Origin of the sequence: Clostridium aminobutyricum, assembly GCF_017255415.1 — a bacterium.
Classification (GTDB): domain Bacteria; phylum Bacillota; class Clostridia; order Peptostreptococcales; family Anaerovoracaceae; genus Aminipila; species Aminipila aminobutyrica.
This window is the reverse complement of the sequence record NZ_JAFJZZ010000005.1, coordinates 48,534-74,206: the sequence shown is the minus strand read 5'-3', so window position 1 is coordinate 74,206 and position 25,673 is coordinate 48,534. Positions and strand designations below refer to the sequence as shown.

Below are 25,673 nucleotides of genomic sequence, written 5' to 3'. Positions count from 1 at the left end.
TATTAACCTCATATATAAGTACGGAACCATCAACCTAAATAACTCCATATTCTTCTTCCATCTCTATGGGATTATTGATATCGGCAACTATATTTTCATCTTTGCAAACCCCTTCATATATCATCACCGGATCATTAATCGCCACTAAAGGATACCGCCCTTTTACCACCTTATTCTTTAGAATCCCGTCCACAACCTGCATGACTACAAGTGCTGATAAGTAGTTCTGTCTTCTTGTCATTAAGCTCAATGTTCTACCTTGTCCGCTTCTGTTTTTTTTCCATCTGCTGCTCACTAAAAATTTAATCGCCGGTCCATAAATTTCCGCATCCAATTTAGAGGCATTGCATATTTTAACAACGGTACTTTCTTTGTCTGCAGCTGCTTCGTAGCGTGCTTTTTTGAGAATCTGGTTAAAATAGGTCCCTTCTACCGCAAAACACCAGCTCCCGTTGATAATATTACTGTTCTTCACGATATAATCCGATTCTTCATCAAAGAAAGGGTAAAAGCATACGGTCCTGTCATAAAAATGATCATGCTGCAACTGAAGGATTCCTGTAGAAACAATCTCCCCCTTGTTGTATACAGACATGGGTTTATTCGATCCATCGTTAATTCCGTCCAAAAAATCACTGGCAGCGGAATGAGTATAAGAAGATATACCACCAAAGGAATATTCAAAATGTTCGACTTCTTCTATCCCTTCAACCGCTATTCTCTGTAAGATGCCGGATAGCCCCTGAGCCATTCCTGCACTATGTATGGATACTGTGTTTACAGCAGTTCGATAACGTGCGTTTTTTATGGTTCCTAAGTCGACACAATGAACCCCCATTCTTTCCGCTTCTTCCAAAAAATGCGGCGTAATCAAATGGGATGGGCCAACGCAATTGATAACAATCTCACAGTTTTCCATAAATCGGCGCAAGCTTTCCGAATCATAGCAATCCACATGTTGAACGGTAATACGTTTTGAATCCATCAAATGTGTATCGATTCTATAAATGTTTCTGCTGCCCACTTTAACTTCCTGCGCTGTTCTCCTTAGCAGCAGTTCAACGACTTCACTTCCTATGTCACCGGTTCCGCCAATCACTCCTATCATAATTCTCCCTCTTCAAGCTCTTCAATCGAACTCCGTTGTTCAATTAGATGCGATACTTCCGATAGTCTTGAGTTTTCTAACATTTCACGCAATGAAATAGAAACATCATATACCTGTCTGATCTTGCCCAGAAACCGAGTTGCCATCAAACTGTCCCCGCCCATTTCGAAAAAGGCTGATTCTCGTCCGATCTCCTCTTCTCCCAATAGTTCCTTCCAAAAACCGGCTACCTCTTTTTCAACTTCTGTAAAAGGAGCTTCCAGCGGATGATGCCTTTCATAACTGATCCCTTTCAATTTCTTCTTATCGACTTTCCCATTGCTGCTCAACGGTTCATCATAAAGGACAGCAATCTTTTCAGGGATCATATACGCCGGAAGTTTGGTTCTCAAATTCGCTTTCAATTCCTCTTCCGTATAAAGTTTATTTTTATGATTTGCCGCCGCTTCCAATAGAATCGTATTTTCTTCGTTATTGGTCCGGCCATTTATGATATTGATAAAACCTGCTGCGGATAAGTAAAAGCTCCATTCATTTGCAGTAAGCATCGGAGAATATCGTTCACTTCTTCCCATATAATGTTCGAATCCATTTTCAAGTACCACAGAAGAAATCAGCCCGACCGCGGGCAAATGTTCCTGCTCGATTGCATATAATTTGCCCTTATCCTTCAAAAACGCATAGGCCATTCTCAGTCCTGTCTCCGGATTTTTAAATTGATGCATCGCATTGTTTGCCACAACAAAATCGTAAGAAAACTCTTCATTTTCCATGATTATATAGTCTTTCACCAGTTCAAACCGTATCTTGTAATCACCGCATGTCTTTTTTACCAGATTATATTCATATACATTATCAAACCAGCAAACGGTTTCCGTCTCTTCCAGATTGATACGTTCAGCGAAAGACTGAACAAAATGACTGTCCGGTTTCATCAATGCCACCTTGCAGTCCGGCTTTAATTCTCTTTTCAAGATTTCACACAATTCTTTTATCGCTGATTGGGTGGCCGCATCTCTTTTATATAAGCTGGTTATTGAAAAATAGTTGTCATTCAGCAACCAATACGGAGAGAGTTCACCAATTGCCGTACCAATAAATTCTTCTCTTCGTTCATTCAACATTTGCATAAACGCTTTATCTAGAACATCTGCTGAATCAAACGATTCCAGCCAGCATTTCCAGGCTGCTGCGATTGGAGTATCCCCTTTTATTCGCTCGTCTCTTATCAATGTTTTTAAAAACTCATAGATTGAATTGGCAACCGCTTCATTCTGCCCACTCCATCTTTGTTTTTCATTTGCTTTTTTCTTATAGAAGATCGGAGACTCTCCTAATAATTTATAGGCCGCTTTTAACTGAGCCCTGTCATTCTTTCGTTCCACCCAAGCATACGCTTTCTCCTTGACAAGCTCTGCTAGTTGAGCTTCTAATTCTCCCAATTCAATCCGGTATCCGTTAATTTTCTCTTGGTCATCGATTCTTCCCAGAAAAATGACCCGATTCGACTCGTCGTATTTCCCTCTGTCACCCGTGAAATACCAACGTTCATTATCTAGCACGCAAAATTTTTCCTGTGTAAGCTTTACATCAGAAATATAACCGTTTGCAACACCTTTGCCGCCTATCCACAAATGTCCTTCGATCCCATTTGGCACATCATTGCCCTGTTCATCGGTAATCCGCATCTTCTGGTTTGCCAAAGGATAGCCATACGGTATAGCGGTCCATTCCGGTTCTAATTCATTTACGATGAAATAGTTTGACCAAATGGACGCTTCCGTTGCTCCGCCCATTGCTACAACAAGCGGATACGCCAACAGATTCTTCGTCTCTTTTATCAATTGCGGCCGCACCCAGTCTCCGGATAGCAGGATCGTCTGTAAGCTCCTGACCTGTTCCTTATCACTCACATAGGACAAGAACATCTCCCACAACTTAGGGACTGAATTCCAAACGGTGACCGCTAATTTTTCCACCAATTCAATCCAAATTCCTGCCTCCTGGCTTTCTTCTTCCCTTAGTAAAACTAAACTGCCTCCAACCGACAGCATACCGAATATGTCAAATACGGACAAATCAAAATCCACCGATGAGACTCCTATGGCGATGTCCTCTTCTCCTATGTCAAAGCGCTCTATGACATCTGCCAAGGTGTTATGCGCTTCTTCATGGGTGATCATGACGCCTTTTGGTTCTCCGGTACTTCCTGACGTAAATATGACATAGGCCAAATCGTCAATACGCTTTTTGGGGAGCGGCTTTATGGCATCACTTTCTAAAGCCTGCTCAATGGAAAGAAGGGTCACCCCTGCAATGCTTTCGTCACCGATAAAGGCATATTTCATTCCGGCCGTTTTACACATCTTTTCCTTCCGCTCAAGAGGCTGTCCATATCGAATGGGGGCGTAAGCACACCCGTGCATGGAGATTCCTAAAATCACCGCAATTTGCTTCCAACTTCTGGGAATTGAAACGCCAATGATCTCTCCTTCTCCAATTTGGTTCTCTGCTAAGTAAGCGGTTACGCGAAGTGCGTATTCCCTTAATGCCCCATAGGACAAGGTGCCTATCGCTCCGTTTTCATTCCAATATAATGCGTTCTTGTCAGAATTTGGCTTGCTATAAGCCAAAAAATCATGCCAAAGAGGTTTCCCAGGCAATTCTTTTTGTGTTTGATTTACTTCTCTGCTAATCGTTCCCTTTTGTAATTTCATTTTGTTCCCCTCATATTTTCTTAAATTTTCCTTTTTTGTATTCAGGTTATGTTTGCAAATCTAAGCTGGAAAGTTGAGTTATAGCATTTTACGCCGCCGCTTTCATCCGCTTGGTGCGCACACATGCAATGGCAAAAAGAAGAACGGCCAATAGGATAACAGCACCGATATAAGGCAGCGCAGGAACGATACTGTTTTTTTCCTGAATAATTTCAATACTTTCTGTAATCCACCGCTGCGGGAAAACGGTTCCTACTTTCTGCATCCATACCGGCATATTTTCATAAGGAAATAACGCACCTGAGAATAAAGCCATCGGGAAAAAGATAAAGGTTGATACACTCCATAAGGCCCCTTCCTGATTAATTACAGATGACAGGAACGTAAATACCCCCACAGAAAATACATTGGTGATAAGAACCATCAGCAGAAAGTAAGCACTATACTGCATGCCGAAATCAAACCGGAAAATCACACAAAAAGTGTAATAAATCAAAGCGGTTGCCGCCATAGCGCCAAAATGGATAATGGCACGTCCAGCGAGATAAGAGGAGGATTTGATTCCGCTCATAAAGATCCTTCCCTTCATGCCGTTATTTCGGTCTACTATAAGTAATGCAGCTAACGAACTGCCGGCTGTTATAAATTTAAACAACATCAGCCCTAGCGAATAGGTCATGGTCAGCCCTTTTTCTCGGACTTCATTCACTTTTACAGGCATACTGCCTTGCTCTTCTATTAAAGAAGTATTGATAATTGTCTTTATGGCCTGTTCCACCTCCGAACCGCTGGCTAACCGAATCAGGTCCGATTCTCCTGCATCGTGGAGAATAACCCCCAGCTCAATATTGCCTGCCAATATCTTTTCGGTCATTTCATCCTCTTTAACCTTTATCAATTCAAGACCTTCTGTTTCTTGAATATTTTTTTGAATGATTTTTCCTGTACCGTCTGTCGAAAGATCGACAACAGCAATTTTATGACTGGTGGAATAGGCTAAGGTAAACGTTAAAAGCAAAAGCAGGATAATCGGCCATATGGTGATGGAAGAAATAAATCCCTTCGTATTTTTCAAAATCAGCCATGAGTTTTTTATGATTGCTTTCATTCTTTTCCTTCCTTTCTGTACTATTTATGAAGACATTACGAAATGGTTAATGTTGCTTTCTTAATCTGCAGTTTATAAATCAGCAAGAAAAGTAAAGTCAATCCGAGGGATACACCAATGCTTACAAAGGTATTTGTATCAACAATGTTGACATACAAGTTTGTAAGTGCCCGTCCTGTCCAGTAGAGAGGGCTGATTTTTACAATCTGATTTAAAATATTGGCATTTTCCAGAAGGTAGATAGGCGATAACGCACCACCAATATAACCGGACAGCATGACCGTCATCAAGATTGTATTATCTGCAATCGCTTTATTTTTGCTGATCATGCCGATCACAACGCCAAAGATGGAACTCATAAGTACAAGGCATAAAAGCACTAGAAACATGACCGGTGCCTGTGAACCCCAATTTACGTTTAATACAAATGTGGAAAAAGCCCATACCACTGTCATTTGTAAAACACCGATCAACAGTCCCAATATCACTTTGCTGAACAATAACGCATTTAAACCGACCCGGGAAATCTTGATTCGTTGAATGGTTCCATAAACCCTTTCATCGTTGACGCTGTGTCCCGTCATCAACGCGATAAATAGAATGACAAAAGCAAGATAGGTGAACGTCGCATAAGAGGTGGAATCCACCGGCGTCGTTTCCAGTTCGATCACATGAACAGAGTCGTTCAATATAGAGGTATTTTTACCAATGCATTGCTCGAATAGGCTGTGAACAATTTTCCCGCCGTTCGTTTCATTGTACGGGGAACGATAATAGCTCATGTTATCGCCGGATATCTTAATAATTCCAAAAGCCTCACTGCTATTTACAGCCTGTATCCCCTCCTCATAGTCTGATACCTCCTGCATCACAACACCTGTGGATTCCTGCAATAAGGTTTCAAACTCTTTGAGTTTTCCAGCATTGACTTCCGTTTGTTCTTCATAATAGTAATATACTTTACCCTCATCAAACGTGTGGAAATCCGTGTTCATATAACCTTCGAGAGCCGAACTCATTAAAAGGATCAGCAACAGTGGCAGTCCAAAAACAAATATCCAATTACCTGCACTTCGGAAATAGTTTTTTATTTCCTTCTTCAGTATTATTCCAACCATTTGAAACCTCCTTAATCCCTTAATTCTTTCCCCGTCAGCTCAAGGAAGATTTCTTCAAGGCTCGGTTCGCTATGAGCAATGTTTTTAACGGCTAAGCCTGCCTGTGTGGCTGCCATGAGAATTGAATGGATCGCATCGGATTCCGAACACCTTATCAAACAAGACTTTTGGTTAAACCCTTGTTCTTCGTCTTCGTGTTCCTGCACCTCGGACACCTTGTCCAGCGCGCCTACTCCCTTTAAAAATTCATTCCATTCCCCTTTTGTTGAATCCACGCTTACCAGATATACCATGCCTTGTCCCATCATTCCCATGATTTCTTCTTTCGTTCCATTGGCTATGACATTGCCTTTATCCATGACAGTAATCGTATTGCAGATTGCTTCGACTTCTTCCATATAGTGTGTGGTATAAATGACCGTTACGCCTTTTTCATTTAATTGCTTTACATTTTCCAGAATTCGGTTACGCGACTGCGGGTCAATCCCGACCGTAGGCTCATCCATAATAATCAGCTTAGGAGAATGGGTAATCGCACAAGCCAAATTCAGTCTTCGCTTCATTCCCCCGGAAAACTCCGAGGATTTTTTGTTCCTTACATCGGTAAGTCCGACAAAATCCAATGATTGCTCCACTTTATTCTCCAGCTCACTGCCTTTCAAGCCATAAAGAGAAGCAAAGAATTTGATATTGTCATAAGCGCTCAATTCAGGGTAGGTTGCTAATTCCTGCGGTACATAACCAATATTCTTGCTCCACTTTTTGATAGAAGCTTCCCCTTCATATACGATTGAGCCGCTGTCGGGGTCATTCAAGCCGACAATACAGCTTATTAACGTACTTTTACCGGCACCGTTAGGGCCGAGAATACCGTGGACATTGCCCTCGTTGATAGATAAACACAAAGCATTTACAGCAACTAGATCCTTGTAGCTTTTCGTTAGATTTGTAATCTTAATAATTTCCATTACCACGCCGCAAAACCTATGTAGGTTCTGCTGATCTCCTTTCTATTGTAAAAATACATACTTTAAGTAATATTTTGGTATGTTTATTATTTTTTAGTTTATACCTTCAGATAGTGGAAGTCAAGAGTAAAGTTAGCAATAGCTAACCAAAATTTTTTATAGTATAAAATTTTACCTGTTTGATAGCGGCGAGATGCATACAAGGTACGTTGTTTTCTTGATATCCAATAGTATTTATGATATTTTAAAAGTACGTGAGTTGCTATTGAATCGGAGACTGCTCCACTACTCATAAAAAACGAAAAATAAATAATCTCATGAAAGGATATATATGGTAATCCATAAAAAATGATTACTATATGGGGATAAAATGCCGGCAATTTTTAATCAGGAAAATAAAAGTATGTATGAGCAACGCCTTTTGGAAGCAGGGTTGGAACTTATTAAACAAAACGGTCTGAAAAGATTGAGAATAGAAGATATTGCACGAAAATCCGGATTTGCAAAAAGTACCTTTTACACCTTTTTTTCTTCAAAAGAAGAATTTGTCTGTAAAATAGCCCTATACGAAAGAAAAAAGAATAAAGAGGCCGTACAACAATTATTCAATGAGAATGAAAAGATGAATAAGGAAGCGGCAAAGCAGTTCTTCAAAATACAATTTCTAAGCGATGCGAATATTTATCCATACTTGAGTAAAGAAGATTATGAATACCTAAGAGCCCGATGTCCTGAGTTATATCATCTTGACCCAGAATCAGATGAAGAGAATACAAAATGGTTACTAGGGAAAATGGATACGGGACAAGTATGTGATTGGAAGTTGTTTTCAAATTATGTAAAAGCCATTGTGACTGTTACCATGAACGCAGAGAATTTATATGGTGATATCTACAAAGAGACCATTGAACTGATGATTAACGGATTAGTTGATTTTATATTTGAGTAGCATCCATTGACAAGCTATTATCTATTTCATTTTTTCGGCCGGCCCTAGTCACGGCTGACTTTTCTCTCAGTATATCAAAAGTGCTGAAATTCCTTGTAAATCCCGGAATTTCAGCACCCTATATCACATTTTTAATAGTCCTTCCTTTTTATATTTAGTTCTCTGTCGATTAGTTCATTATTCACTTCGAATAAAATATCATTTCCAATTGGTTCTTCGGTACATATTGCTAATTTATAATCACTTCGATAATCAAAGCATTTAAATTGAAGAGCACCTTGCATCTCTTCTGAATTGAAATATTCGATATCATTATCCTTTATTTGAAATCCAAAAGAGTCCAATGGGTAATACAATCCAGTACCTCTATATTTTATGTAACTTTCCTTTAGCGTCCATAATTGATAAAAGTAATCTTTTTTATCGAATTGTCCAGACAAATCTTGTGCTTCTTTTGCGGAAAAAAAACGTGTTCCCAATGTCAATAATTCTTCTGTATCTCGCATTTCTTTTTCCTGTATATCTACCCCGATTTCGGAATCCCCCAGTGCACATACGGTAAACTTACCCGAATGCGAGATATTGAAAAAAACATTTGGTTTTTTCAAATAGGGTTTTTTATGTTTTCCATAAAAGATCTCCAATTCCTCGTAATAACCATACATATCCTTAAGCCCGTACCGTAACAATATTTCGCCTAATAAAGATAATAAAAGGTCTTTTTTAAATCTGTAGCGTAACAGGTGCTCCTTCTTCTCTATCGGTAATACTTGTATAAAATCATTGTAACAATACTCTTTTTCCTCATCTATTTGTGCAATATAAACCCGAATCATAATGTCTCCTCTTTTTCGTAGCAGGTAAGTAGCATGTAATAAGTTCTGGTACTTAGTATAATACACGTCATACCTTTTATAAACTCTCTTTCTCTTTTCTATTTCTTTATAGCCAGCGTTTTATTTGACTTATGAATTGTATTATGTTAGCCTTAAGGAATATATTTATCTAAGGAGTGGTTATTGCTATGCCTCGAATTTTTGATGAATCCGGACGGGAAAAACTCCGGATGCAGCTGCTTGAAAATGGATTTCAGCTGATCAAGCGTTTTGGTCTGAAGAAAACCTCTGTCAAAGATATAACAAAAGCCTCCGGAATCGCGACGGGTACGTTCTACAATTTCTTCAAAACAAAAGAGGAGTTCGTTTATCAAATCATTCTATACAAGCGGGAGCAGTCAAAGACGAAATTCCAAACTCTGATTGAACAGAACAAAATGCTGGACAGAATGGTTTTTCGAGAATTATTGCAGTCGATGTTCTTTGCTGATAACAATATCTTTGAATATCTGAGTCCGGAAGAAGTCGCTATGCTATATGCCCGCTGGCCCGAAAATTATATGAAAAAAGAAGGAACTGCCGAACAGACTACCATGTGGATATTGAATCATGTTGCTCATAGACGGCCGGATTGTAATTGGAAGGTTTTTGCGAATTTCTGCAAGGCGGTATCCCTCATTCAATATGGAAAAGAGAACCTATACAGCGAAGCTTATGACGAAATGATGGAGCATATCATTGATATGGTTCTGGATTATGTGATCCCAGAGGACGCCTGAATATGAAAAAGGAGCCGTCTAACCCAGCGTGTTTTAAACAGCTGGTTTTTTTTCGCCTATTTCAATACATTTCTGTCATCTGAGCAAAATAATTGTAAAAAAATCCCTGTAAAACAGCATCCGTTGAAAATAACCGTCCATTTTACAGGGACTATTTTAGTTATAGCAGCTCCTTTTTATAAAAAAAGCTCTTTTATTTTACATCCGCCAACGTTACGGCCTTCGCTGCATCCGCTGCACCGACCTGATTGAGATCAGTCGGACCGTTCATGCCATCACCATCGCAAGAAACAACTGCGCTGTTGCGGAAGGCGTAGCCCAGAATGGAGCCGACGATTACGTCGTTATCTGCCGTGATGTTCCCGCTGGCTGTGCAGTCCACGATATGGATCGCGGAAGAAGCCGGATAGTAACTGTTGTAATTTGGACCGCAGAAGCCGCTGCCCACGATACCGCCGATTCGGTTCGCTCCGGCATCCGCCTGAATATCCACATTGGTAACTTCACAACCCTTAATGAGGGTGAATCCTTCAGGATCGGTGGTATAATCTCCTTCATTGACAACACCGGAATACCCCAGCAAACCGCCTACCATAATCGCATTCTTTCCGACACTAATAGTAACGTTTTCTACCGTGCAGTTGGTAACCTCCTGGCTGTCGAAAGCACAGCCGGCCAAACCGCCGACGCCGATAACTCCGAAAGTTACTCCTCCATAATTCATAGCTTCAGTTGCGGTAACCGTACCAGTTGCATAACAGCCGGATAAGATACCGCCCTCAATGCCGCCGCCCAGAATACCTGCGCCGTTGCTGACAGAGCTCATGATCACGTCAGCCGTTGCGGAGCAATCAATAATATTGGTATCTTGGGCACTGCCGACTAGGCCTCCCACAGAGCCGCTTCCGGTAATTTTGTTAGTACCTGACAAGGTGATATCCTTGATCGCGTTTTCATTGGAAGACATGGCCATGCCGACAAGTGCGCCGGTGCAGGAACCTGTGGAGAAAACTGTTGCATTCTCGATTATCAGGTTCTGGATAGAAGCATCGCCTCCAATGCCGCCGAACAGGCCGGTACCGGTCATATTCTCCGCGTTAAGATCGTCTCTTGTAATGGTCAGATTATAAATAGTGCAGCTGCCGCCGTTAAAGCTGCCGGTAAACGCGTAATCGGGGTTGGCACTAAAGTCTTTGGATGCTGCATCGTTCGGTACATATGCACCGATAGGCGCCCAATTGTAGCCATCCAGATCAATGTCCGAAGTCAGAACGAAATGTCCATCCAGATGCTCTTGGATAAGGGCTAGCTGTTCCTTAGTAGCAACCTGCCACGGGTCTAAAACCGTACCCGTACCACCTGCAAAAACTGCTCCGGACGTGGTCACCTTTTCGGTCACAGATGGACCCGTATACGACCCTATCGACTCAGCCTCCTGGGACTGAACCGAATCTACATCTGCCAGTGCTACAGCTTGAGCCGCGTCCGCTGCGCCCACCTGATTGCTCGCGCCGGTTATACCGCTGCCATCGCAAGAAACAACCGCGCTGTTGCGGAAGGCGTAACCCAGAATGGATCCCACGATCACGTCGTTATCTGCCGCGATGATTCCACTGGCAGTGCAGTTTACAATATGGATCGCAGAAGAAGCCGGATAGTAGAGATTGTAATTGGGGCCGCAGAAACCGCTGCCCACGATACCGCCGATACGGTTCGCACCACTATCCGCCGTAATGGTCACATTGACAGCTTCACAACCCTTGATGAGGGTAAACGCTTCGGGATCGCTGGCGAAATATCCCTCATTAACAACACCGGCATACCCCAACAAGCCGCCTATCATGATCGCATTGGCGCCAACGTTTATCGTAACGTTTTCTGCCTTGCAATTGATAACCTCCTCGCTTTCAAAAGCGCAGCCAGCCAGGCCGCCGATGCCACTGACGCCCATCGTTTCTGTGGCTTCGGTTGCGGTTACCGTACCAGTTACCGTGCAGTCACGGAGGATACCGCCTTCAATGCCGCCGCCCAGAATACCTGCGCCGCTCCCGCCTGCTAAAGTAATGGTCACGTCAGCCTCTGCAGAGCAATCAATGAGATTGGTATCCTGAGCACTGCCGACCAGGCCACCCACATAGAAAGGTCCGGTAATTTTATTGGTACCTGACAGGATTATTCCCTTAATCGCGTTCTCATTAGAGGACATGGCCATGCCAACAAGGGCACTGGTGTTGAAACCCGTAGAGAAAATTTCTACATCCTTGATTGTCAGGTTCTGGATAGAAGCATCGCCTGCAATGCAGCCGAACAGGGCCGTACCGGTCATATCCCTCGCAGCCAGATCCAAATCTCCCCTATTAATCTTCAGATTTGAAATCGTATAGCCGCCGCCGTTTAAGCTGCCGGTAAAGGCTTTTTCCAGATTGGCACTATAATCCGCTTCCGGCACATATGCACCGATAGGCGTCCAGCTGGCATAACTGGACAGATCAATGTTCGCAGTCAGAATGAAATGTCCATTCATATAGCTGTGGACACGGTCTAGCTGTGCCGCAGTAGCAATCTGCCACGGGCTTGAAGCCGTACCTTCACCACCTGCAAATCCGTTTGTAGAGCTGCTACTGCCGCCGGAAGATTTACCGCCGGAAGAAGTAGTAGTACTGGAAGAACTACTGCCGTTTGCAGTTACGGTACCTGTCCCAGTTATCGAAGTTACTTTCCCTTCACCGCTGGTAGTCATATTAACGGATGCATTAAGCTTATCTACTTTCGCATCCTTTGCTACTTCTAAGTTTGTGCCTGTAGCGGTGCTTGCCACTTCTACAGACTTCACGGTGCCGGTTACCGAAAGAGCAGACTTAGGCGCTGCATTGGTTAACGTAGCAACGGTACCTGCTACTGCTACTTTTGCACCTTTTGCTGCCTGAGCAATAGTTACAGTTGTTACAGTTGCTCCCTTTGCTACCGTAAGATTCGCATCTTCTGCGGTAACATTTACTGTAGTAATAGTAGCATTTTGCACTACTACGGGTATATTTTCCACCGCAACTTGAAGAGTTCCAACCTTACCTTCTACGAATACATCCTCTTTACCATCATTAATAACGATTACGCTTACCGTTGCATTTCCTTCAACTGCAACTCTGACATTACCGTCAACTTTAGCAATTACGATGCTTCCAACAGAACTGTTCCCGGTAATAATAACCGAATTAATACCACCGCCTCTTACAATGGTTTTTCCTGTAACTTTAACACTGTCCAGTGTGATTTCTCCGCTGCCAACACCATCGCCAACGATTAAATCCCCATCAATAGTTAGATTCTTAAGTGTAACTCCCGCTGTATTAACCATCACATTTCCGGAAGCTGCTACTTCTGTAACCGTTCCGGCTTTATTGATATACTGCTTCACCATGTTATCCATGATTTTTGCAAATTCAGCTCTTGTGATATTGGCTGTTGGAGTTAACAAGCCATTGTTCCCCGAAAGTACTCCGTTCTCAACGAGTGCACACATACTTGGTGCAGCCCATGAAGCAATACTGTTTTTATCATTAAATGCATTTAATGCTGTATTTGAAGAATCTGTTGCTTCCATTTTAAAAGCTCTTGCTAAAATGGTGCACGCTTCCTGTCTTGTAATTTTATCGTTCGGTCTCATCGCTGTATCAAGCTTCATTGTGCCCATGTGAACGGCTTTTGACATATCTGCTGCATACCATGAATTTGAAGCCACATCATTCACTCCGCTTAAAGCGGTTGTTTTTTCAGCTCCAAATGCCCGATTCACTACAGTAGCCATTTCAGCTCTGCTCAGCGTGCCGCTTGGCTTAATATATAAACCATCTGTTTCTTCGTACCCTTTAAGCAGGCCATTTGCTGCAGCATTGGAAAGCGCAGTAGCAGACCAATCATTTGGCATGTCTGCAAATGCAAACGTTTTAGCTTCTGCAGCAGTTGTTACTTCAGTATCAGCAAACGCCATACCGGGCATATAACAAAATACCACTGCAAGAGCCAAAAAAGCCGCTAAGAATCTTTTTGTTCTTTTCATTTTTTCCTCCTTTAAATACAGTTTACATTATTACCATTGAGAACTCAGTCTCTGTAAACGCTCAAGCTATCAATGGGATGATCCTGCCAGGACAACCCGAGTAGCACCGTTAGGATTGTCCAACACAACGCTCCTATTTACTTGAAAATTGCTTATATGAATAGATTTTCACTGCAAAATATGATTTAATGAATATATAATACAATTTGTTCATATAGGCACAATCAGGTTAGCATAAACTAACTCGATTGTCAATATATATCTTTTCTGCTAAACTATTACCGGCTCGGTATCAGCAACATGATAAAGAATGTGATTTCTTTTTAACAAAAAAATCATATATTGAAAAATTCTGCCCTATAGTCTATACTAATTCCGTACTTATATTGTTGAATTTCCATACTTTACAACTCATGAGTCAAACTTTAAATTGTAAGCATACTAATAGCATACAAATTTTATCAATCGGAAGGAATATTTATTTTATGCAGAACGATTCATTAAAAAAGTCCATTACTACAATTGAAGCTATGGCGATTGTAGTGGGTATGATAATCGGCTCCGGTATATTTTTAAAGCCGGGCATTGTTTTAACCAATGCAGGCTCTCCTTTTATGAGCATTGTGGCTTGGGTAGCCGGGGGAATTATCACGCTGGCCGCTGCTCTTTCTGTTGCCGAGATTGCTGCTGCCATTCCAAAATCGGGAGGACTGTATACCTATCTGAGCAATACTTACGGCAATCTGACAGGCTTTCTTTTAGGCTGGGTACAAACCATCGTGTCCTATCCTGCTTCTGTAGGAGCCTTAGCCATTGCCTTTGCCACCTATTCAGGTTTTTTCGTTAGTCTGAACCCTATGCAGGAAAAATTGCTTGCAGTTGCAGCTCTATTGTTTATCTTGATTATGAACATCATATCTACAAAATTTGGAGGAATTATTCAAGTGCTGGCTACTGTGGGCAAGCTAATTCCCATTGTGGCTATTATTCTATTCGGCTTGCTATCCGACGTGGCTCCCGTCTCCAGCAGCATACAAGCTCCTCTTGCAGGAGCAGGCTTCGGGGCCGCCATTCTGGGAACACTTTGGGCTTATGACGGCTGGATCAGTGTTACTAATATGGCAGGCGAATTGAATAACCCTTCGAAAACTTTGCCTCGGGTCATCACTTTCGGTGTTATTTTTGTCATCATCGTTTACGCCGCCTTTAATCTGACTATATTTCACGTTTTACCGGTTGAAACTATTGCAACTTCAGCCATACCCGGCTCCGATGCGGCAGAAGCGATTTTTGGCAAAAGCGGCGGAGTCTTTATTACTGCAGGGATCATGATTTCTGTATTTGGTGCCCTCAACGGCTATCTTATGACAGCCGCAAGAGTACCCTATGTCATGGGTCAGGAAAAAAAGCTTCCTTTCTCAGGATTTCTTGGCAAAATTCATCCCAAGTTAGGAACTCCTGCCAATGCACTGATTGTTGAAAGCCTGCTTTCTGTTGTTTATATTTTTACAGGTACCTTTAACACCTTAACGGATCTGCTTATCTTTGTTCTGTGGATTTTCTTCACCATGGGCGTGTTTGCAGTATTTATTCTCAGAAAAAATACACCTTATGAGAAAGGGAATTACAGGGTTCCTCTTTATCCATTGACTCCGATCGTCGGTGTAATTGGAGGTGTTTATATTCTAGGCAGTACCCTTTTAAATGATCCGATCAGATCCTGTATCGGTATCGGCATCACTCTTCTGGGCATTCCGGTTTACTATTTTATTCAAAAACGCTAAATCCTAGTAACAGAGTTTGCTGGATTAAAAAAAAGTCTGTAGACAAATTTGTCTACAGACTTTTTAATGTATTGTCAGTCAAATTTTTCAAACACCCAGGCTGTCAACTCATTCAGTGAAGGATGAATTACCATAGAATCGCTGATGGGGACATAAGTACCCATTTGAGGGCACAGCATTCTCAAGCCTTCAATTCCTTTCTTTTCCGCACAATCTTCTGCCTTTTTACTGCACTGGTATCCTTCATTCATCAAGTATACGAAGGTCTGCAATAAAATAGATGCCTGAGGGCCGACGATATGAACTCCTAAGATTTTCTTATCCTGGCCTATGATCATTTTAATGAATCCGTTATCTTCATCACTTTTTCTGTATCCCATTGCAATTCCGCCCACAACCTCGGAATAATAGTTCTTCGCAGCCTTATATGGAATCCCTTTGTGTTTCACTTCTTTTTCCGTCATCCCCACATGGGCTACCTGAGGATGGGTAAAGATTGTCCACGGAACAACGTCATAGCTGGCTTCTTTTTTCTCGCTGCCAAACAAATTTTGGCTCAAAATTAGTGCTTCATGATTGGCTTTATGCCGAAACTGATATTTTCCATTGATATCTCCCAGTGCCCAGATATTATTCTGAGAAGTTTCCAAATAGGAATTGGTACGAATCCAGCCTCTCTCATCCACTTCTATATTGGTATTTTCCAGAGATAAATTATCTGCATTGGATTGAACACCGGAAGCAACAAAAATTTCTTCGCAGGACACAGTGATTTTCTCTTTTGTTAATCGGTTTTCCACTGTTACATACTTCAAATTCTGATCCTTAGAAACAGACAGAACAGAGCTGTCAGTCAGCACATCAACGCCATTGCTTGTAAATTGTTTTGTGACGAACTCAGCTATTTCTTCTTCCTCTTTGTTTAAGATAAGGCTGGATCTTGCAACGATGGTCACCTTTGTTCCAAAAGAAGAAAAGATATGTGCAAATTCCATACTGATGGCGCCCCCTCCGATAATAGTTAGGCTTTTCCACGGCTTTTGGGGGAATTTTTCTCCAAAAAAGGTTTCTGAGGTCACATATCCAGTCTCCTCTAAGCCTTCAAATGGCGGGATAAAGCTTCTGGCACCTACAGCAATGATAAATTTATCTCCATAGATGATATCATCCGGTCTGTTATCTTCGTATCGGATGACCATACTATCAGGCCCGTTGAAGGCCCCTGCTCCTTTATATACATTCAGATTGGGCATGTCTAATAAATTGCTTTCAATTTTTTGATGAAAATTAATTTGCTCCCACATGTTTTGGGAAATGGTATCCCAGTCAATTTCCGGTCGGCATGTGTGAATACCAATTCGGTTTGACCGTTCTATTTCTCGAATGAAATCCGCAGGGTAAACAAGCATTTTAGATGGAATACAGCCCTTGGTCAAACAGGTACCACCAAATTTTGCTTTTTCAATGATAGCACAGTTCAATCCTTGATTCAGTGCCTCTTCCAAAACCATTAATCCAGCTCCGCTTCCTACAACGACCATATCGTACCGTGTCAAACGAATCCCTCCTATCCTTCTTTAAAGCGATATTAAAAATTAAGCTCTTTTTAAAATTATCATACCATAAATTCCCTTGTAACAAAACTGCTATAAACAGACTAGGTATTCCTAGCTAGTCTTCTTCGGTGAAAATTAATCGTGATTGATTTATATATAAATTATTTTTATTCACATGAAAAGTTCATACAGAAAATCCCCAAGCAAGCTTGGGGATTTCTAAACAGTTTTCTTGTAATATTGTCATCCGTTGTACATTACATCTTAATCAAACCGATACACACAGTATTTTTCTTTATTATATTTATCTTAGAATTACTAAAAACCGCCGGCCATGCCCGCCATAGTGCCCAGAAGGCTTCCTGCAAAGGCTAAGAACAGCACTATCACTACCGCTAACAACACTAAATAAGCTTTGCAGAAATTTCTTAATGATTCCGGTAATTTACCTTTCATTCCAAAGGCACCTACAGCTATAAGAACTATATATGCAATATTCCCGATTACAGGAATTAAGTTAATAAGCCCCATCAACCAGAACAGTAACCACTGACCCATTGTGACAACATTGGTATTGATGGATTTTTGATTTGCCACACTGTTTTGTGCACTTTGCTCGCTTCTGTTTTCCGTGTCTCTGAATAGTTCATTGTTTTCCATAATTAGTTTCCTTTCTTTTTTGTTAAGATGTAATATACTGAACTAATTAGCACGACATATTTCAATTATTTTACTATTATAGCATATATTATATAAATTGTATTATTTTAATAAACATTTATGAATAAAAACCGCTATTTCTAGCGGCTTATCTTTGTAACCTTGCAGATCATTTATCTTAGATCGTTTCTCTCATATACACCATATTTCAGGATATCAACATACTTTGCAAACAACTCCGCATAGTTTTCTATATTTTTACTGATTTCCTCCTTGTTTGTTGTCGTCAGAACCTTTCCTTTCAGATCATTGAAGATCAACTGACCCACATAATAGGAAACCATGTGCAGCAGATCGTCTACCAGCCGAATATCGATTCCCTGGCGGAAACCGACTGTGTTCATATGCTGGAACATATTGTCGTGAGCTTTATTGTGCCTGGCATCAACTTCTGCTTTGAGTTCTTCCGGCGTATTGATGAACGCTTGCAACATAAATAGGAAAACTACTGGGTTTTTCTGCATTAATTCTTTATAGTACTCGCCAAGATTATCAAAAATATCAATATTGATGACCGGTTCGAGTGAACCAAAATAATCTTTAACGACAATCTCCATGATGTACTCTACAAGATAAAGATATAAATTTTTTTTATTCTTAAAATAGAGAAATAGCACACCTTTGGAAATTCCCAGCCGTTTCACGATCGTATTGGTGGAAGTATTTTTGTAGCCGTTTTCAACAAATTCTTCCAGACATACCTGTATAATCTGATTTTTTTTGCTGTCCGACAGTTTCTCGAAGGTCTCATACATGTTCTTCTGACTCCTTTTCCGCTATTATTTTATCGCGTATTTCTGCGTCAGGGTCATCGGCTACTTCTCTGCCGGCCCTGTTTTGATCCGCATCCCTTCCTCGATGCTGTTGTCCGGAGAGGATAATACGGTCTCCCCGGCTTTCAAGCCATCCGTGATTTCGGCAACGGATTCGTTTTGGATTCCTCTTTTCACCGTTCTGAGAACAGTTTTTCCCTCTTCCACGGTAAATACGCAGCTTTCACCCTGATAATCGAATACAGCACCGACCGGTATGATGATCACATCATTCTTTGTTTCCGTAATCACTCTGATGTCCACCTCGGATCCCGGTTTTAGAGAGACTACAGATTCGAGTGGTTTTATGGTTACTGCGACCTTCTTCTGTTTTACACCAAGGGATGAAATCTCGTCCTCGGCTGTGGGAGCGATCTTCACGACAGTCCCTTTTATCTCCTGCTTATCATTCGTCCGGGCGGTGATCACCGCTTTGTCTCCAATCTTAATATCGACAGCATCTTCAGCCAAAATTTTGGACTCTATCTCAATATTTTCCGTGTTCCCTATGACAAAAGCCGCAGTTCCGGGTACGCCGAACGCGTTGACTTCAACTTTTTTCTCAAGAATCTTGCCATCAATGGGCGACAGGAGTTTCTGCTTGCTCAATGCAAGGGAATTGTTTTCTATACTTAATGCTGCCTGCTCCAGTACAGCCTTATACCCGGACCGGGCTGCTTCGGCGCTTTTTAACGCGGCTTCCTTCTGGGTCAATTCCCACTGACTTACAGCTCCTTCGCCAGACAAAAGTTTTGTGTTGTTATAGTCCTTGAGTGCCGTTTGATAAGACTCTTCGCCGGCTGCATATTGCGCTCTTGCTTCGTTAAGACCCTTTTCCGAATTTTCCAGAGAAATCGCGGACTGCTCCTGCTCCATGCTTAAAAGCAAATCCCCTTTTTTCACCTTCTGATCCTCTTCAACAGGTATACTTTTTATAAGTCCGTTTCCCTCCAGATATATCGTCACAGCGTCTTTACACTTTACTTCGCCGATCTCCTCCACATATTTTTGGATGCCGCCGTGTTCTGCTACCGCTGTTTCCGCCGATACGCCCTGATTGGAAAAGATCCAGCCCAGGCTGACTGCCAACACGAGAGCAATGCCAATGATAAAAGGCAACTTTTTATTCTTTTTTATGTTTGCAAACCTCTTTAAATCGATGTTGAATTTCATTTTTACACCCTCCTTCATTCGGCGCTTTTTAAGGATTCGACCATATTAATTGAAGTTATTTTATTCCTGAGCAGGAAATTAGCCATTGCCGTGAAAGTCATGAGCAAAAACGCGGCAATCAGGTAATTGGACGGTTCCATGATCAGCGGCATCTGCATGCTGTCGGTGGCCTGCGTTCCTATCGCCAGCTCAGCGAGAATTCTGCCCATCGGTATACCGATCAGCATACCAAAAGCACTGATAAAGAAATTTTCATTAAAAACAAGACTCTTGAGTTCTGCAGAAGTGAAACCCAGTACCGAAAGCGTGGCAATTTCTCTTCTACGTTCAAAAATGTTGATGTTTGTAATGTTGTAAATTACAGCTATCGCCAGTATGCTGGCTCCGGACATCATGAAAAGGATAATGGTGTTCATCGATTGGAGCTGCTTGCTCGTGTTGGCGACCACTTCGGATTTTGATTGGATCGTGCTGATAGTCAGAATATCCTTCAGTTTATCTATCACTTCTTTTTCGTATTTCGGATCATCCAGCCGGATATGGGCCGCATTTGCCACGACGCCTTCCTCCAGCAAGTAATCAACATAATCCATGCTGCAAACCGCGCTCTGCCCAATGAACTGTGAGGTTTCCCCTTTCACGGTAACTGTTTTCTTGTTTTTTTCTTCACTCTTTCCCGGGTAGTAGGAACGTAAAGTTACTTGATCTCCCGTATGCAGTCCCATGGTTTCCATGAGCCGGACCGGCAGAAGAATTCCGTCCTGCGGCAGAATAGCCGGATTTCCACTCCGGTCATACACGCCGTACAATTTAGATTCCCTGTCAAGGGCAAGGACTCCGATATCCTTCTTCTTCCATCCGTTTGCGATCTCCATTCCGGTTTCCATGACCGGCTCGACGGATTCAACGTGATCCAGACTCCGGATATAACTAAGCTCATCGGTATCCATCATCTGTGTTAAGGTAATTTTCAAATCAAATTTCTGAATTTCTTCATACTGCACCTCCATCACATAGTCCATAGAGCTCCTGAATCCAAGCGCAATGAGCAGCAAGGCCATGGAAAAGATGATTCCGGTGGAGGCCATAACCGAACGGCGCTTATACCGGAACAGATTTCTGAATATAATTTTCCAGCTAAAGTTGATGCGCCCCCAGAAAAATCGAAGATTTTCCAGTAATATCTTTCTTCCGGAAGCAGGCGGCTTCGGTCTCATAGACTCGGCCGGAACCGGGCGCAGTTCTTTACGGCAAGCGTTATAGCCTGCGAAAACACAGAAAAACAAAGCCATCAGTGAAGCCGGTACCACGATTCCCAGATGTATGGGAAGATGCTCTGTGGGGAGATTGTAAAAGGCATTAAATATGTTAAGCAGTCCTTTACCGATGAAGACTATCCCAATCAGAGAGCCTACTATGCTTCCCAGAACTCCCACCAGCAGCGGATACGTCTGATAGTGAAGCATAATATTCCAATCACTGTATCCCAGGGCTTTCAGTACGCCCATCAGTGTCCGCTGATTTTCTATCATTCTCGTCATGGTAATATAGATGATAGCCGCAGACGCTATAAAGAACAGCATGGGAAAAATTGCCGCCATGGATTTCAGTCCTGTTTCATCGGAATGAAACATGGCGTAACTGGTCTGATCTTTCCTCTCCACAGTGCTTGTCAGACCATACTGATCCAGAATTTTTTTCATCCCATCTTTGACCTTGTTGATATCGCCGTCCCTGTCAAGGAGTACACTGATATCATTGACTGATCCTCTGAAATCAAGGATCGTCTGCAGATATGACTTTTTCACATAAACTACACCGAATTTCTCATGATCGGGGAACAGTTCTGCCGCATCCCGTATCTCATATATGTATTCAGGACTTTTGGCCGTTCCCACAATAGAAAGCTTCACCCGTTCCCCATTGATGATCGGTTCGATGGTCTGACCGATAGTCATATGATTGGCTTTAAAGAAGTCTTCGGATACGATGCACTGATTTCCCTCATTGGCTGAAAAATAACTGCCCGATTTCATCATGATGTCATTGACTATATCCCTTTTTTTGTCGGGAAGAGAGATGAGTCTGACCATGGCATTTTTGTCCTCCATAGAGATCCGCACATCCTGTACGACTCTTCCCTCTGACATTTTGACTCCGGGAATTTCCTCAATCCGTTTGACCGCTCCTTCCGGAGCACGATATACTGTGCTCCACAAGTCTGCAAGCCTGTACTCTGTGAAATATTCATGCCCTGCACCGGAAAGGCCTTCCAGAGCAGAATACATGCCGGTATAAAACATGACCCCTATGATTACCACTGCAAGGACTGACACGAACTGCCCCTTTGATTCTTTCAAGTCCCGCAGGAATTTTTTCATGAAAATAATCATTACCATTCAATCCTTTCGATGGACAGAGGATTTTCATTGATTTCAACAGCCTCCACCTTTCCGTTTTTTATTTTGACTACTTTATCCGCCATCTGAGCTATGGGGCTGTTATGAGTGATGATCATGACTGTTTTATTATAATTGCGATTTACATCGCGAAGCAGCTTCAGGATGGATTTTCCGGTGACATAGTCCAACGCCCCGGTGGGCTCGTCGCATAAAAGCAGTGTAGGGTTTTTCGCAATTGCTCTTGCAATGGACACACGCTGCTGCTCTCCGCCGGAAAGCTGAGCCGGAAAATTGCTCATCCGCCCGCCAAGGCCAACATTCTTGAGAATCTCGGAAGCTACCAGAGGATCGTCACAGATCTGCGCCGCGATTTCAACGTTTTCCAGCGCGGTAAGGTTAGGCATCAGATTATAGAACTGAAAAACAAAACCGATATGCTTTCTCCTGTACAGCGTCAACTCATTCCGGCTGAACTTGGTGATATCCCTTCCGTCGACAAAGGCCTCTCCGGATGTGGCACTGTCCATTCCTCCCAGTATATTCAGTACGGTACTTTTACCTGCGCCGCTGGGTCCGAGGACCACCACCAGCTCCCCCTGACCGACCTCAAAAGAAATTCCATCTGCCGCTCTGATGGTAATTTCGCCCATAATATATTCTTTTACTACGTCTGTAAGCCTGATAATCGGTTCCAATTCGTGTTCCCCCTTTACTGAAGCAGCTTGTTCTGCAAAATTTAGTTTATTACGCCGTAAGTTAGTTGTAGCTAACCTATGACCACATGGTCATTATATGGCATATTTTCTCACTTGTCAATGGTCACTTGATCAATTTTTAATTTTTTTTAGCAGCCTTAAAAAGATAAACCTACTTTACTAATAAGAAGGAAGCATATGTACGATTCAAAGCATCGAAAATTCAACGCATAAAATAAAAAACTGCTACTTTTAGCAGTTTACCTTATAGTCGAGATGTCGGGAGTTATTTCGTGTTGTATTTTTGCGTATAACACGCATTATCAAACAAACGTTCGCAAGTCTTTGTAAGCGTTTGAAACAGTTGCGCCATTGAAATTTCAACGCGCAAAATAAAAAAACCGCTATTTCTAGCGGTTTATCTCATGGTGGAGATGGCGGGAGTCGAACCCGCGTCCGAAAGCATTTCCACATGAACTTCTCCGAGCGCAGCCAATGTTTTATTGCTTCGCTTCTCCGATCGCCCGTTGGCAGGCTATCAGGTCTGCTATCCTATTGTTCCCCTGTGCTACTAGGAGCTCACACAGAGTTTTCCCGTATGTCGACGCCGGGTTCCACACCTACGGGTGAATGTGGGCCGACGACGCTACCGCTATGCGCGGCGCTGAACTATGCAGCTAATGCGTAATTGTTATTATTTTTAGCGTTTATATTTAACGTGCCATTTTTAACGCAGACTTGGCAAACTGCGGCTCGCTTATCAGGCTTCTACACCCCCGTCGAAACCTTTACATCCCCATACTATGGGGCAGGTTTTTAAACGTTTGCGTTTTTATTTATATTGTAATTATACACTAACCATTGATAAAAATCAACGTGCTAATCCTCAATTTTTGCGCCAATTCTTGCATGATTACGATACTTTTTCTAAAAATAAGGTGTTATTTTTTCATCAATAATTTTTAGAACTCGATCGTAGCCTTCCACACATTCCCAGTCATCGTGGATATTATATTTTATCAAATCATTAATCCAGTTTTTATAGGAATCCAACGCTTCCTCCTTTGTCGAAATGCTTTGTTTAATTTGCCGCACATCGACTTCCGCATATTCTATATTGATGCGGCAGCGCCGCTTTTCATTTCCATCTGTCACATCATAAACAGTTACGTCACAATTGTTGTGAAAAGGCGCATCCGGCACCATTTTTATCTTTCTCATGACTTCCTTCTCCTTGCTTTCTCCTATGATTTTATATGTGTATGAAAAACTCTTTGATTACATTTTAATTTTCACGAGCATTCCTTTTCATGGCTTGCTGCATTTTTCGATCTGCATCCTTCTTCGCAATCGTATCACGCTTATCATAGTTTTTCTTACCTCGAGCCACGGCAATTTCCATCTTTGCTCTGCCCTGAGGATTGATGTACATCGTTAAAGGAACCAAGGTCAGTCCCTTCATAGTAATCAGACCAATCAGCTTCCGGATTTCCTGCTTATGCAGCAGCAGTTTCCGGGGTCTTAGGGGGTCTACATTAAAACGGTTACCCTGCTCATAAGGGCTAATGTGCATCCCATATATAACCAGTTCTCCGTCTTCAATCTTTGCGTAGCTCTCTTTTATATTTACTTTCCCGTTACGAATGGATTTTATCTCTGTACCGGTAAGTACTATACCTGCTTCATAAACATCCTCTATGAAATAATCATGCCGCGCTTTTTTATTATTCGCAATTAATTTCTTTTCTTTCATTTCAGCACCATTCATTTCAATCATTCAATCTAATGAGTTATTGAATGCTTCCAATATCCTTTATCGGTAATAAACGCAAATCCACTTTTCCTAAAATAGTCTTTATATCGACTTGGCCTACCACAACATCTCTGCTGTCAAGACTTGAATTTCTGTTGTCTCCCATCACAAAAATTTTGTCTCTTTCAACAATAATTTCCTCCATATTATCGTGCCTTTCAGTAGAGTTCACGTAATTTTCCTCTACCATTTCACCATTTCTCAAGAGCTTTCCATCCTCTATAGAAATTCGATCTCCTTCGACTCCTATTACTCTTTTTATCAAGAGTTTCCCCTCCCCTGAGTCGGTATAAATATGAGATTTAAACACAACAATATCGCCAACTTTCGGTTCCTCTAGTAAATAAGCCACTTTGTTCATCAGTACCAGCGACTGATCCTTCACGGTAGGATACATGGAGCTGCCCTGAACCCATGATGGCTGAAAAATACTAGATACAACTAAAGCTGACAGAATCCCTAATAGTGCAACAATCGCATATCCCAATATTCTTTTTTTCATTTGCATTTCCTCTTGCTTCGCCTTGATTAAGCTTGCAAAAGCAACTCCCCTTTACTTAATCAAGCAAATTTCATTAAACGGATAAAGCCTTACAAAAGCTTTCCCAAGCACCTGATCGATTTTAACGCATCCGACGTCTTCTATACGGCTGTCAATGCTGACCAATCGGTTGTCACCCATTACAAAGAGTTCTCCCTCCGGTATCTTCAGATTATCTATATATCCATCAGTATACCCATCCTTCGTATAATCTTCCGTCAATTCTTTATCATCAATATAAACTTTTCCCTCGGCGATTTTAATCGTCTCACCAGGTAATCCGATTACTCTTTTGATCAACATTTTTTCTTTTCCGTTTTCAAGCTTCAGCCCTGTATGAAATACGATAATATCGCCTCTATTAGGTTCTCCAAAATGATAGGCTTGTTTATTCAGCAATATGTAATTGTTTTCATAAAGTGTAGGCTGCATAGAAGCCTCTTTTACAATAGTAGGCTTTATGAACTGCATAATGACAAATGCTATAACGACTGCAATTAAAATCTCTTTAAGTAACCCTTTCATCTCTAAAATCTC

20 protein-coding genes and 1 other RNA gene are annotated in these 25,673 nt (G+C 41.8%); 3 read left to right on the top strand and 18 right to left on the bottom strand.

Annotated features, from left to right (window positions below; genetic code table 11):
* Positions 1 to 34 precede the first annotated feature (34 nt).
* The 5 genes from JYB65_RS11200 to JYB65_RS11180 form a co-directional block, all read right to left on the bottom strand.
* A complete protein-coding gene (locus tag JYB65_RS11200; RefSeq protein WP_206582769.1) occupies positions 35 to 1,108 on the bottom strand; it encodes an SDR family oxidoreductase in 1,074 nt (357 codons plus the stop codon).
* The gene (locus JYB65_RS11195) at positions 1,105 to 3,825 is read right to left on the bottom strand and encodes an amino acid adenylation domain-containing protein (RefSeq protein ID WP_206582768.1); all 2,721 of its coding nucleotides are present in this window, start codon (positions 3,823 to 3,825) and stop codon (positions 1,105 to 1,107) included. Before JYB65_RS11195 ends, JYB65_RS11200 begins: the two co-directional genes overlap by 4 nt.
* Before the next feature lie 88 nt (positions 3,826 to 3,913).
* Entirely contained in the window at positions 3,914 to 4,933 is a 1,020-nt protein-coding gene (locus JYB65_RS11190) for an ABC transporter permease (protein ID WP_206582767.1), read from the bottom strand.
* 35 nt (positions 4,934 to 4,968) lie between these two features.
* Positions 4,969 to 6,051: an ABC transporter permease gene (locus JYB65_RS11185; RefSeq protein WP_206582766.1), complete on the bottom strand. Its 1,083-nt coding sequence runs from the start codon at positions 6,049 to 6,051 to the stop codon at positions 4,969 to 4,971.
* An 11-nt stretch (positions 6,052 to 6,062) separates the two neighbouring features.
* Positions 6,063 to 7,019 carry an ABC transporter ATP-binding protein gene (locus tag JYB65_RS11180; protein ID WP_206582765.1) on the bottom strand — a complete coding sequence of 319 codons (957 nt, stop codon included), beginning with the start codon at positions 7,017 to 7,019 and terminating at the stop codon, positions 6,063 to 6,065.
* 403 nt (positions 7,020 to 7,422) lie between these two features.
* Between JYB65_RS11180 and JYB65_RS11175 the strand changes: the two genes are divergently transcribed.
* The gene (locus tag JYB65_RS11175) at positions 7,423 to 7,968 is read left to right on the top strand and encodes a TetR/AcrR family transcriptional regulator (RefSeq protein ID WP_206582764.1); all 546 of its coding nucleotides are present in this window, start codon (positions 7,423 to 7,425) and stop codon (positions 7,966 to 7,968) included.
* Between the two features lie 131 nt (positions 7,969 to 8,099).
* Here the strand turns inward: JYB65_RS11175 and JYB65_RS11170 are convergent, their stop codons facing one another.
* Positions 8,100 to 8,804 carry a 4'-phosphopantetheinyl transferase family protein gene (locus JYB65_RS11170; RefSeq protein WP_206582763.1) on the bottom strand — a complete coding sequence of 235 codons (705 nt, stop codon included), beginning with the start codon at positions 8,802 to 8,804 and terminating at the stop codon, positions 8,100 to 8,102.
* Between the two features lie 188 nt (positions 8,805 to 8,992).
* Between JYB65_RS11170 and JYB65_RS11165 the strand changes: the two genes are divergently transcribed.
* Positions 8,993 to 9,583: a TetR/AcrR family transcriptional regulator gene (locus JYB65_RS11165; protein WP_206582762.1), complete on the top strand. Its 591-nt coding sequence runs from the start codon at positions 8,993 to 8,995 to the stop codon at positions 9,581 to 9,583.
* Between the two features lie 193 nt (positions 9,584 to 9,776).
* Here the strand turns inward: JYB65_RS11165 and JYB65_RS11160 are convergent, their stop codons facing one another.
* Positions 9,777 to 13,640 carry an S-layer homology domain-containing protein gene (locus tag JYB65_RS11160; RefSeq protein ID WP_206582761.1) on the bottom strand — a complete coding sequence of 1,288 codons (3,864 nt, stop codon included), beginning with the start codon at positions 13,638 to 13,640 and terminating at the stop codon, positions 9,777 to 9,779.
* A 485-nt stretch (positions 13,641 to 14,125) separates the two neighbouring features.
* On the opposite strand from JYB65_RS11160, the gene JYB65_RS11155 reads away from it, so the two are divergent.
* The gene (locus tag JYB65_RS11155) at positions 14,126 to 15,424 is read left to right on the top strand and encodes an APC family permease (RefSeq protein ID WP_206582760.1); all 1,299 of its coding nucleotides are present in this window, start codon (positions 14,126 to 14,128) and stop codon (positions 15,422 to 15,424) included.
* A gap of 74 nt (positions 15,425 to 15,498) precedes the next feature.
* On the opposite strand, the gene JYB65_RS11150 is transcribed toward JYB65_RS11155, so the two are convergent.
* The 11 genes from JYB65_RS11150 to lepB (JYB65_RS11100) all read right to left on the bottom strand — a co-directional run bounded on the left by JYB65_RS11150 (position 15,499) and on the right by lepB (JYB65_RS11100) (position 25,661).
* Positions 15,499 to 16,980: a dihydrolipoyl dehydrogenase family protein gene (locus tag JYB65_RS11150; protein WP_206582759.1), complete on the bottom strand. Its 1,482-nt coding sequence runs from the start codon at positions 16,978 to 16,980 to the stop codon at positions 15,499 to 15,501.
* Positions 16,981 to 17,298: 318 nt separating this feature from the next.
* Complete coding sequence (locus JYB65_RS11145) at positions 17,299 to 17,640, bottom strand: hypothetical protein (protein WP_206582758.1); 342 nt, start codon at positions 17,638 to 17,640, stop codon at positions 17,299 to 17,301.
* A 173-nt stretch (positions 17,641 to 17,813) separates the two neighbouring features.
* Positions 17,814 to 18,455, bottom strand: coding sequence for a TetR/AcrR family transcriptional regulator (locus JYB65_RS11140; RefSeq protein WP_206582757.1), 642 nt, complete (start codon positions 18,453 to 18,455; stop codon positions 17,814 to 17,816).
* Positions 18,456 to 18,515: 60 nt separating this feature from the next.
* The gene (locus tag JYB65_RS11135) at positions 18,516 to 19,685 is read right to left on the bottom strand and encodes an efflux RND transporter periplasmic adaptor subunit (protein WP_206582756.1); all 1,170 of its coding nucleotides are present in this window, start codon (positions 19,683 to 19,685) and stop codon (positions 18,516 to 18,518) included.
* 14 nt (positions 19,686 to 19,699) lie between these two features.
* Positions 19,700 to 22,078, bottom strand: a complete 2,379-nt coding sequence (locus JYB65_RS11130) for an ABC transporter permease (protein WP_206582755.1) — start codon at positions 22,076 to 22,078, stop codon at positions 19,700 to 19,702.
* Positions 22,078 to 22,782, bottom strand: a complete 705-nt coding sequence (locus tag JYB65_RS11125) for an ABC transporter ATP-binding protein (protein ID WP_206582754.1) — start codon at positions 22,780 to 22,782, stop codon at positions 22,078 to 22,080. The genes JYB65_RS11130 and JYB65_RS11125 overlap by 1 nt, the downstream gene beginning before the upstream one ends.
* Before the next feature lie 426 nt (positions 22,783 to 23,208).
* Positions 23,209 to 23,580: a transfer-messenger RNA gene (gene ssrA / locus JYB65_RS11120) on the bottom strand.
* 129 nt (positions 23,581 to 23,709) lie between these two features.
* Entirely contained in the window at positions 23,710 to 24,003 is a 294-nt protein-coding gene (locus tag JYB65_RS11115) for a hypothetical protein (RefSeq protein WP_206582753.1), read from the bottom strand.
* Between the two features lie 64 nt (positions 24,004 to 24,067).
* On the bottom strand, positions 24,068 to 24,550 hold the full coding sequence (smpB, locus tag JYB65_RS11110; RefSeq protein WP_483413777.1) for an SsrA-binding protein SmpB: 483 nt from the start codon (positions 24,548 to 24,550) through the stop codon (positions 24,068 to 24,070).
* Positions 24,551 to 24,572: 22 nt separating this feature from the next.
* Positions 24,573 to 25,097, bottom strand: a complete 525-nt coding sequence (lepB, locus tag JYB65_RS11105) for a signal peptidase I (RefSeq protein ID WP_206582751.1) — start codon at positions 25,095 to 25,097, stop codon at positions 24,573 to 24,575.
* Positions 25,098 to 25,148: 51 nt separating this feature from the next.
* Complete coding sequence (gene lepB, locus JYB65_RS11100) at positions 25,149 to 25,661, bottom strand: signal peptidase I (protein WP_245156664.1); 513 nt, start codon at positions 25,659 to 25,661, stop codon at positions 25,149 to 25,151.
* Between the last annotated feature and the right edge of the window lie 12 nt (positions 25,662 to 25,673).

Coding starts and splice junctions, on each gene's coding strand:
- JYB65_RS11180 (WP_206582765.1), bottom strand. CDS start 7,019: ATGGAAATTATTAAGATTACAAATCTAACGAAAAGCTACAAGGATCTA.
- lepB (WP_245156664.1), bottom strand. CDS start 25,661: ATGAAAGGGTTACTTAAAGAGATTTTAATTGCAGTCGTTATAGCATTT.
- JYB65_RS11195 (WP_206582768.1), bottom strand. CDS start 3,825: ATGAAATTACAAAAGGGAACGATTAGCAGAGAAGTAAATCAAACACAA.
- smpB (WP_483413777.1), bottom strand. CDS start 24,550: ATGAATGGTGCTGAAATGAAAGAAAAGAAATTAATTGCGAATAATAAA.
- JYB65_RS11160 (WP_206582761.1), bottom strand. CDS start 13,640: ATGAAAAGAACAAAAAGATTCTTAGCGGCTTTTTTGGCTCTTGCAGTG.
- lepB (WP_206582751.1), bottom strand. CDS start 25,097: ATGAAAAAAAGAATATTGGGATATGCGATTGTTGCACTATTAGGGATT.
- JYB65_RS11175 (WP_206582764.1), top strand. CDS start 7,423: ATGTATGAGCAACGCCTTTTGGAAGCAGGGTTGGAACTTATTAAACAA.
- JYB65_RS11170 (WP_206582763.1), bottom strand. CDS start 8,804: ATGATTCGGGTTTATATTGCACAAATAGATGAGGAAAAAGAGTATTGT.
- JYB65_RS11190 (WP_206582767.1), bottom strand. CDS start 4,933: ATGAAAGCAATCATAAAAAACTCATGGCTGATTTTGAAAAATACGAAG.
- JYB65_RS11140 (WP_206582757.1), bottom strand. CDS start 18,455: ATGTATGAGACCTTCGAGAAACTGTCGGACAGCAAAAAAAATCAGATT.
- JYB65_RS11200 (WP_206582769.1), bottom strand. CDS start 1,108: ATGATAGGAGTGATTGGCGGAACCGGTGACATAGGAAGTGAAGTCGTT.
- JYB65_RS11130 (WP_206582755.1), bottom strand. CDS start 22,078: ATGATTATTTTCATGAAAAAATTCCTGCGGGACTTGAAAGAATCAAAG.
- JYB65_RS11155 (WP_206582760.1), top strand. CDS start 14,126: ATGCAGAACGATTCATTAAAAAAGTCCATTACTACAATTGAAGCTATG.
- JYB65_RS11145 (WP_206582758.1), bottom strand. CDS start 17,640: ATGGAAAACAATGAACTATTCAGAGACACGGAAAACAGAAGCGAGCAA.
- JYB65_RS11165 (WP_206582762.1), top strand. CDS start 8,993: ATGCCTCGAATTTTTGATGAATCCGGACGGGAAAAACTCCGGATGCAG.
- JYB65_RS11185 (WP_206582766.1), bottom strand. CDS start 6,051: ATGGTTGGAATAATACTGAAGAAGGAAATAAAAAACTATTTCCGAAGT.
- JYB65_RS11115 (WP_206582753.1), bottom strand. CDS start 24,003: ATGAGAAAGATAAAAATGGTGCCGGATGCGCCTTTTCACAACAATTGT.
- JYB65_RS11135 (WP_206582756.1), bottom strand. CDS start 19,685: ATGAAATTCAACATCGATTTAAAGAGGTTTGCAAACATAAAAAAGAAT.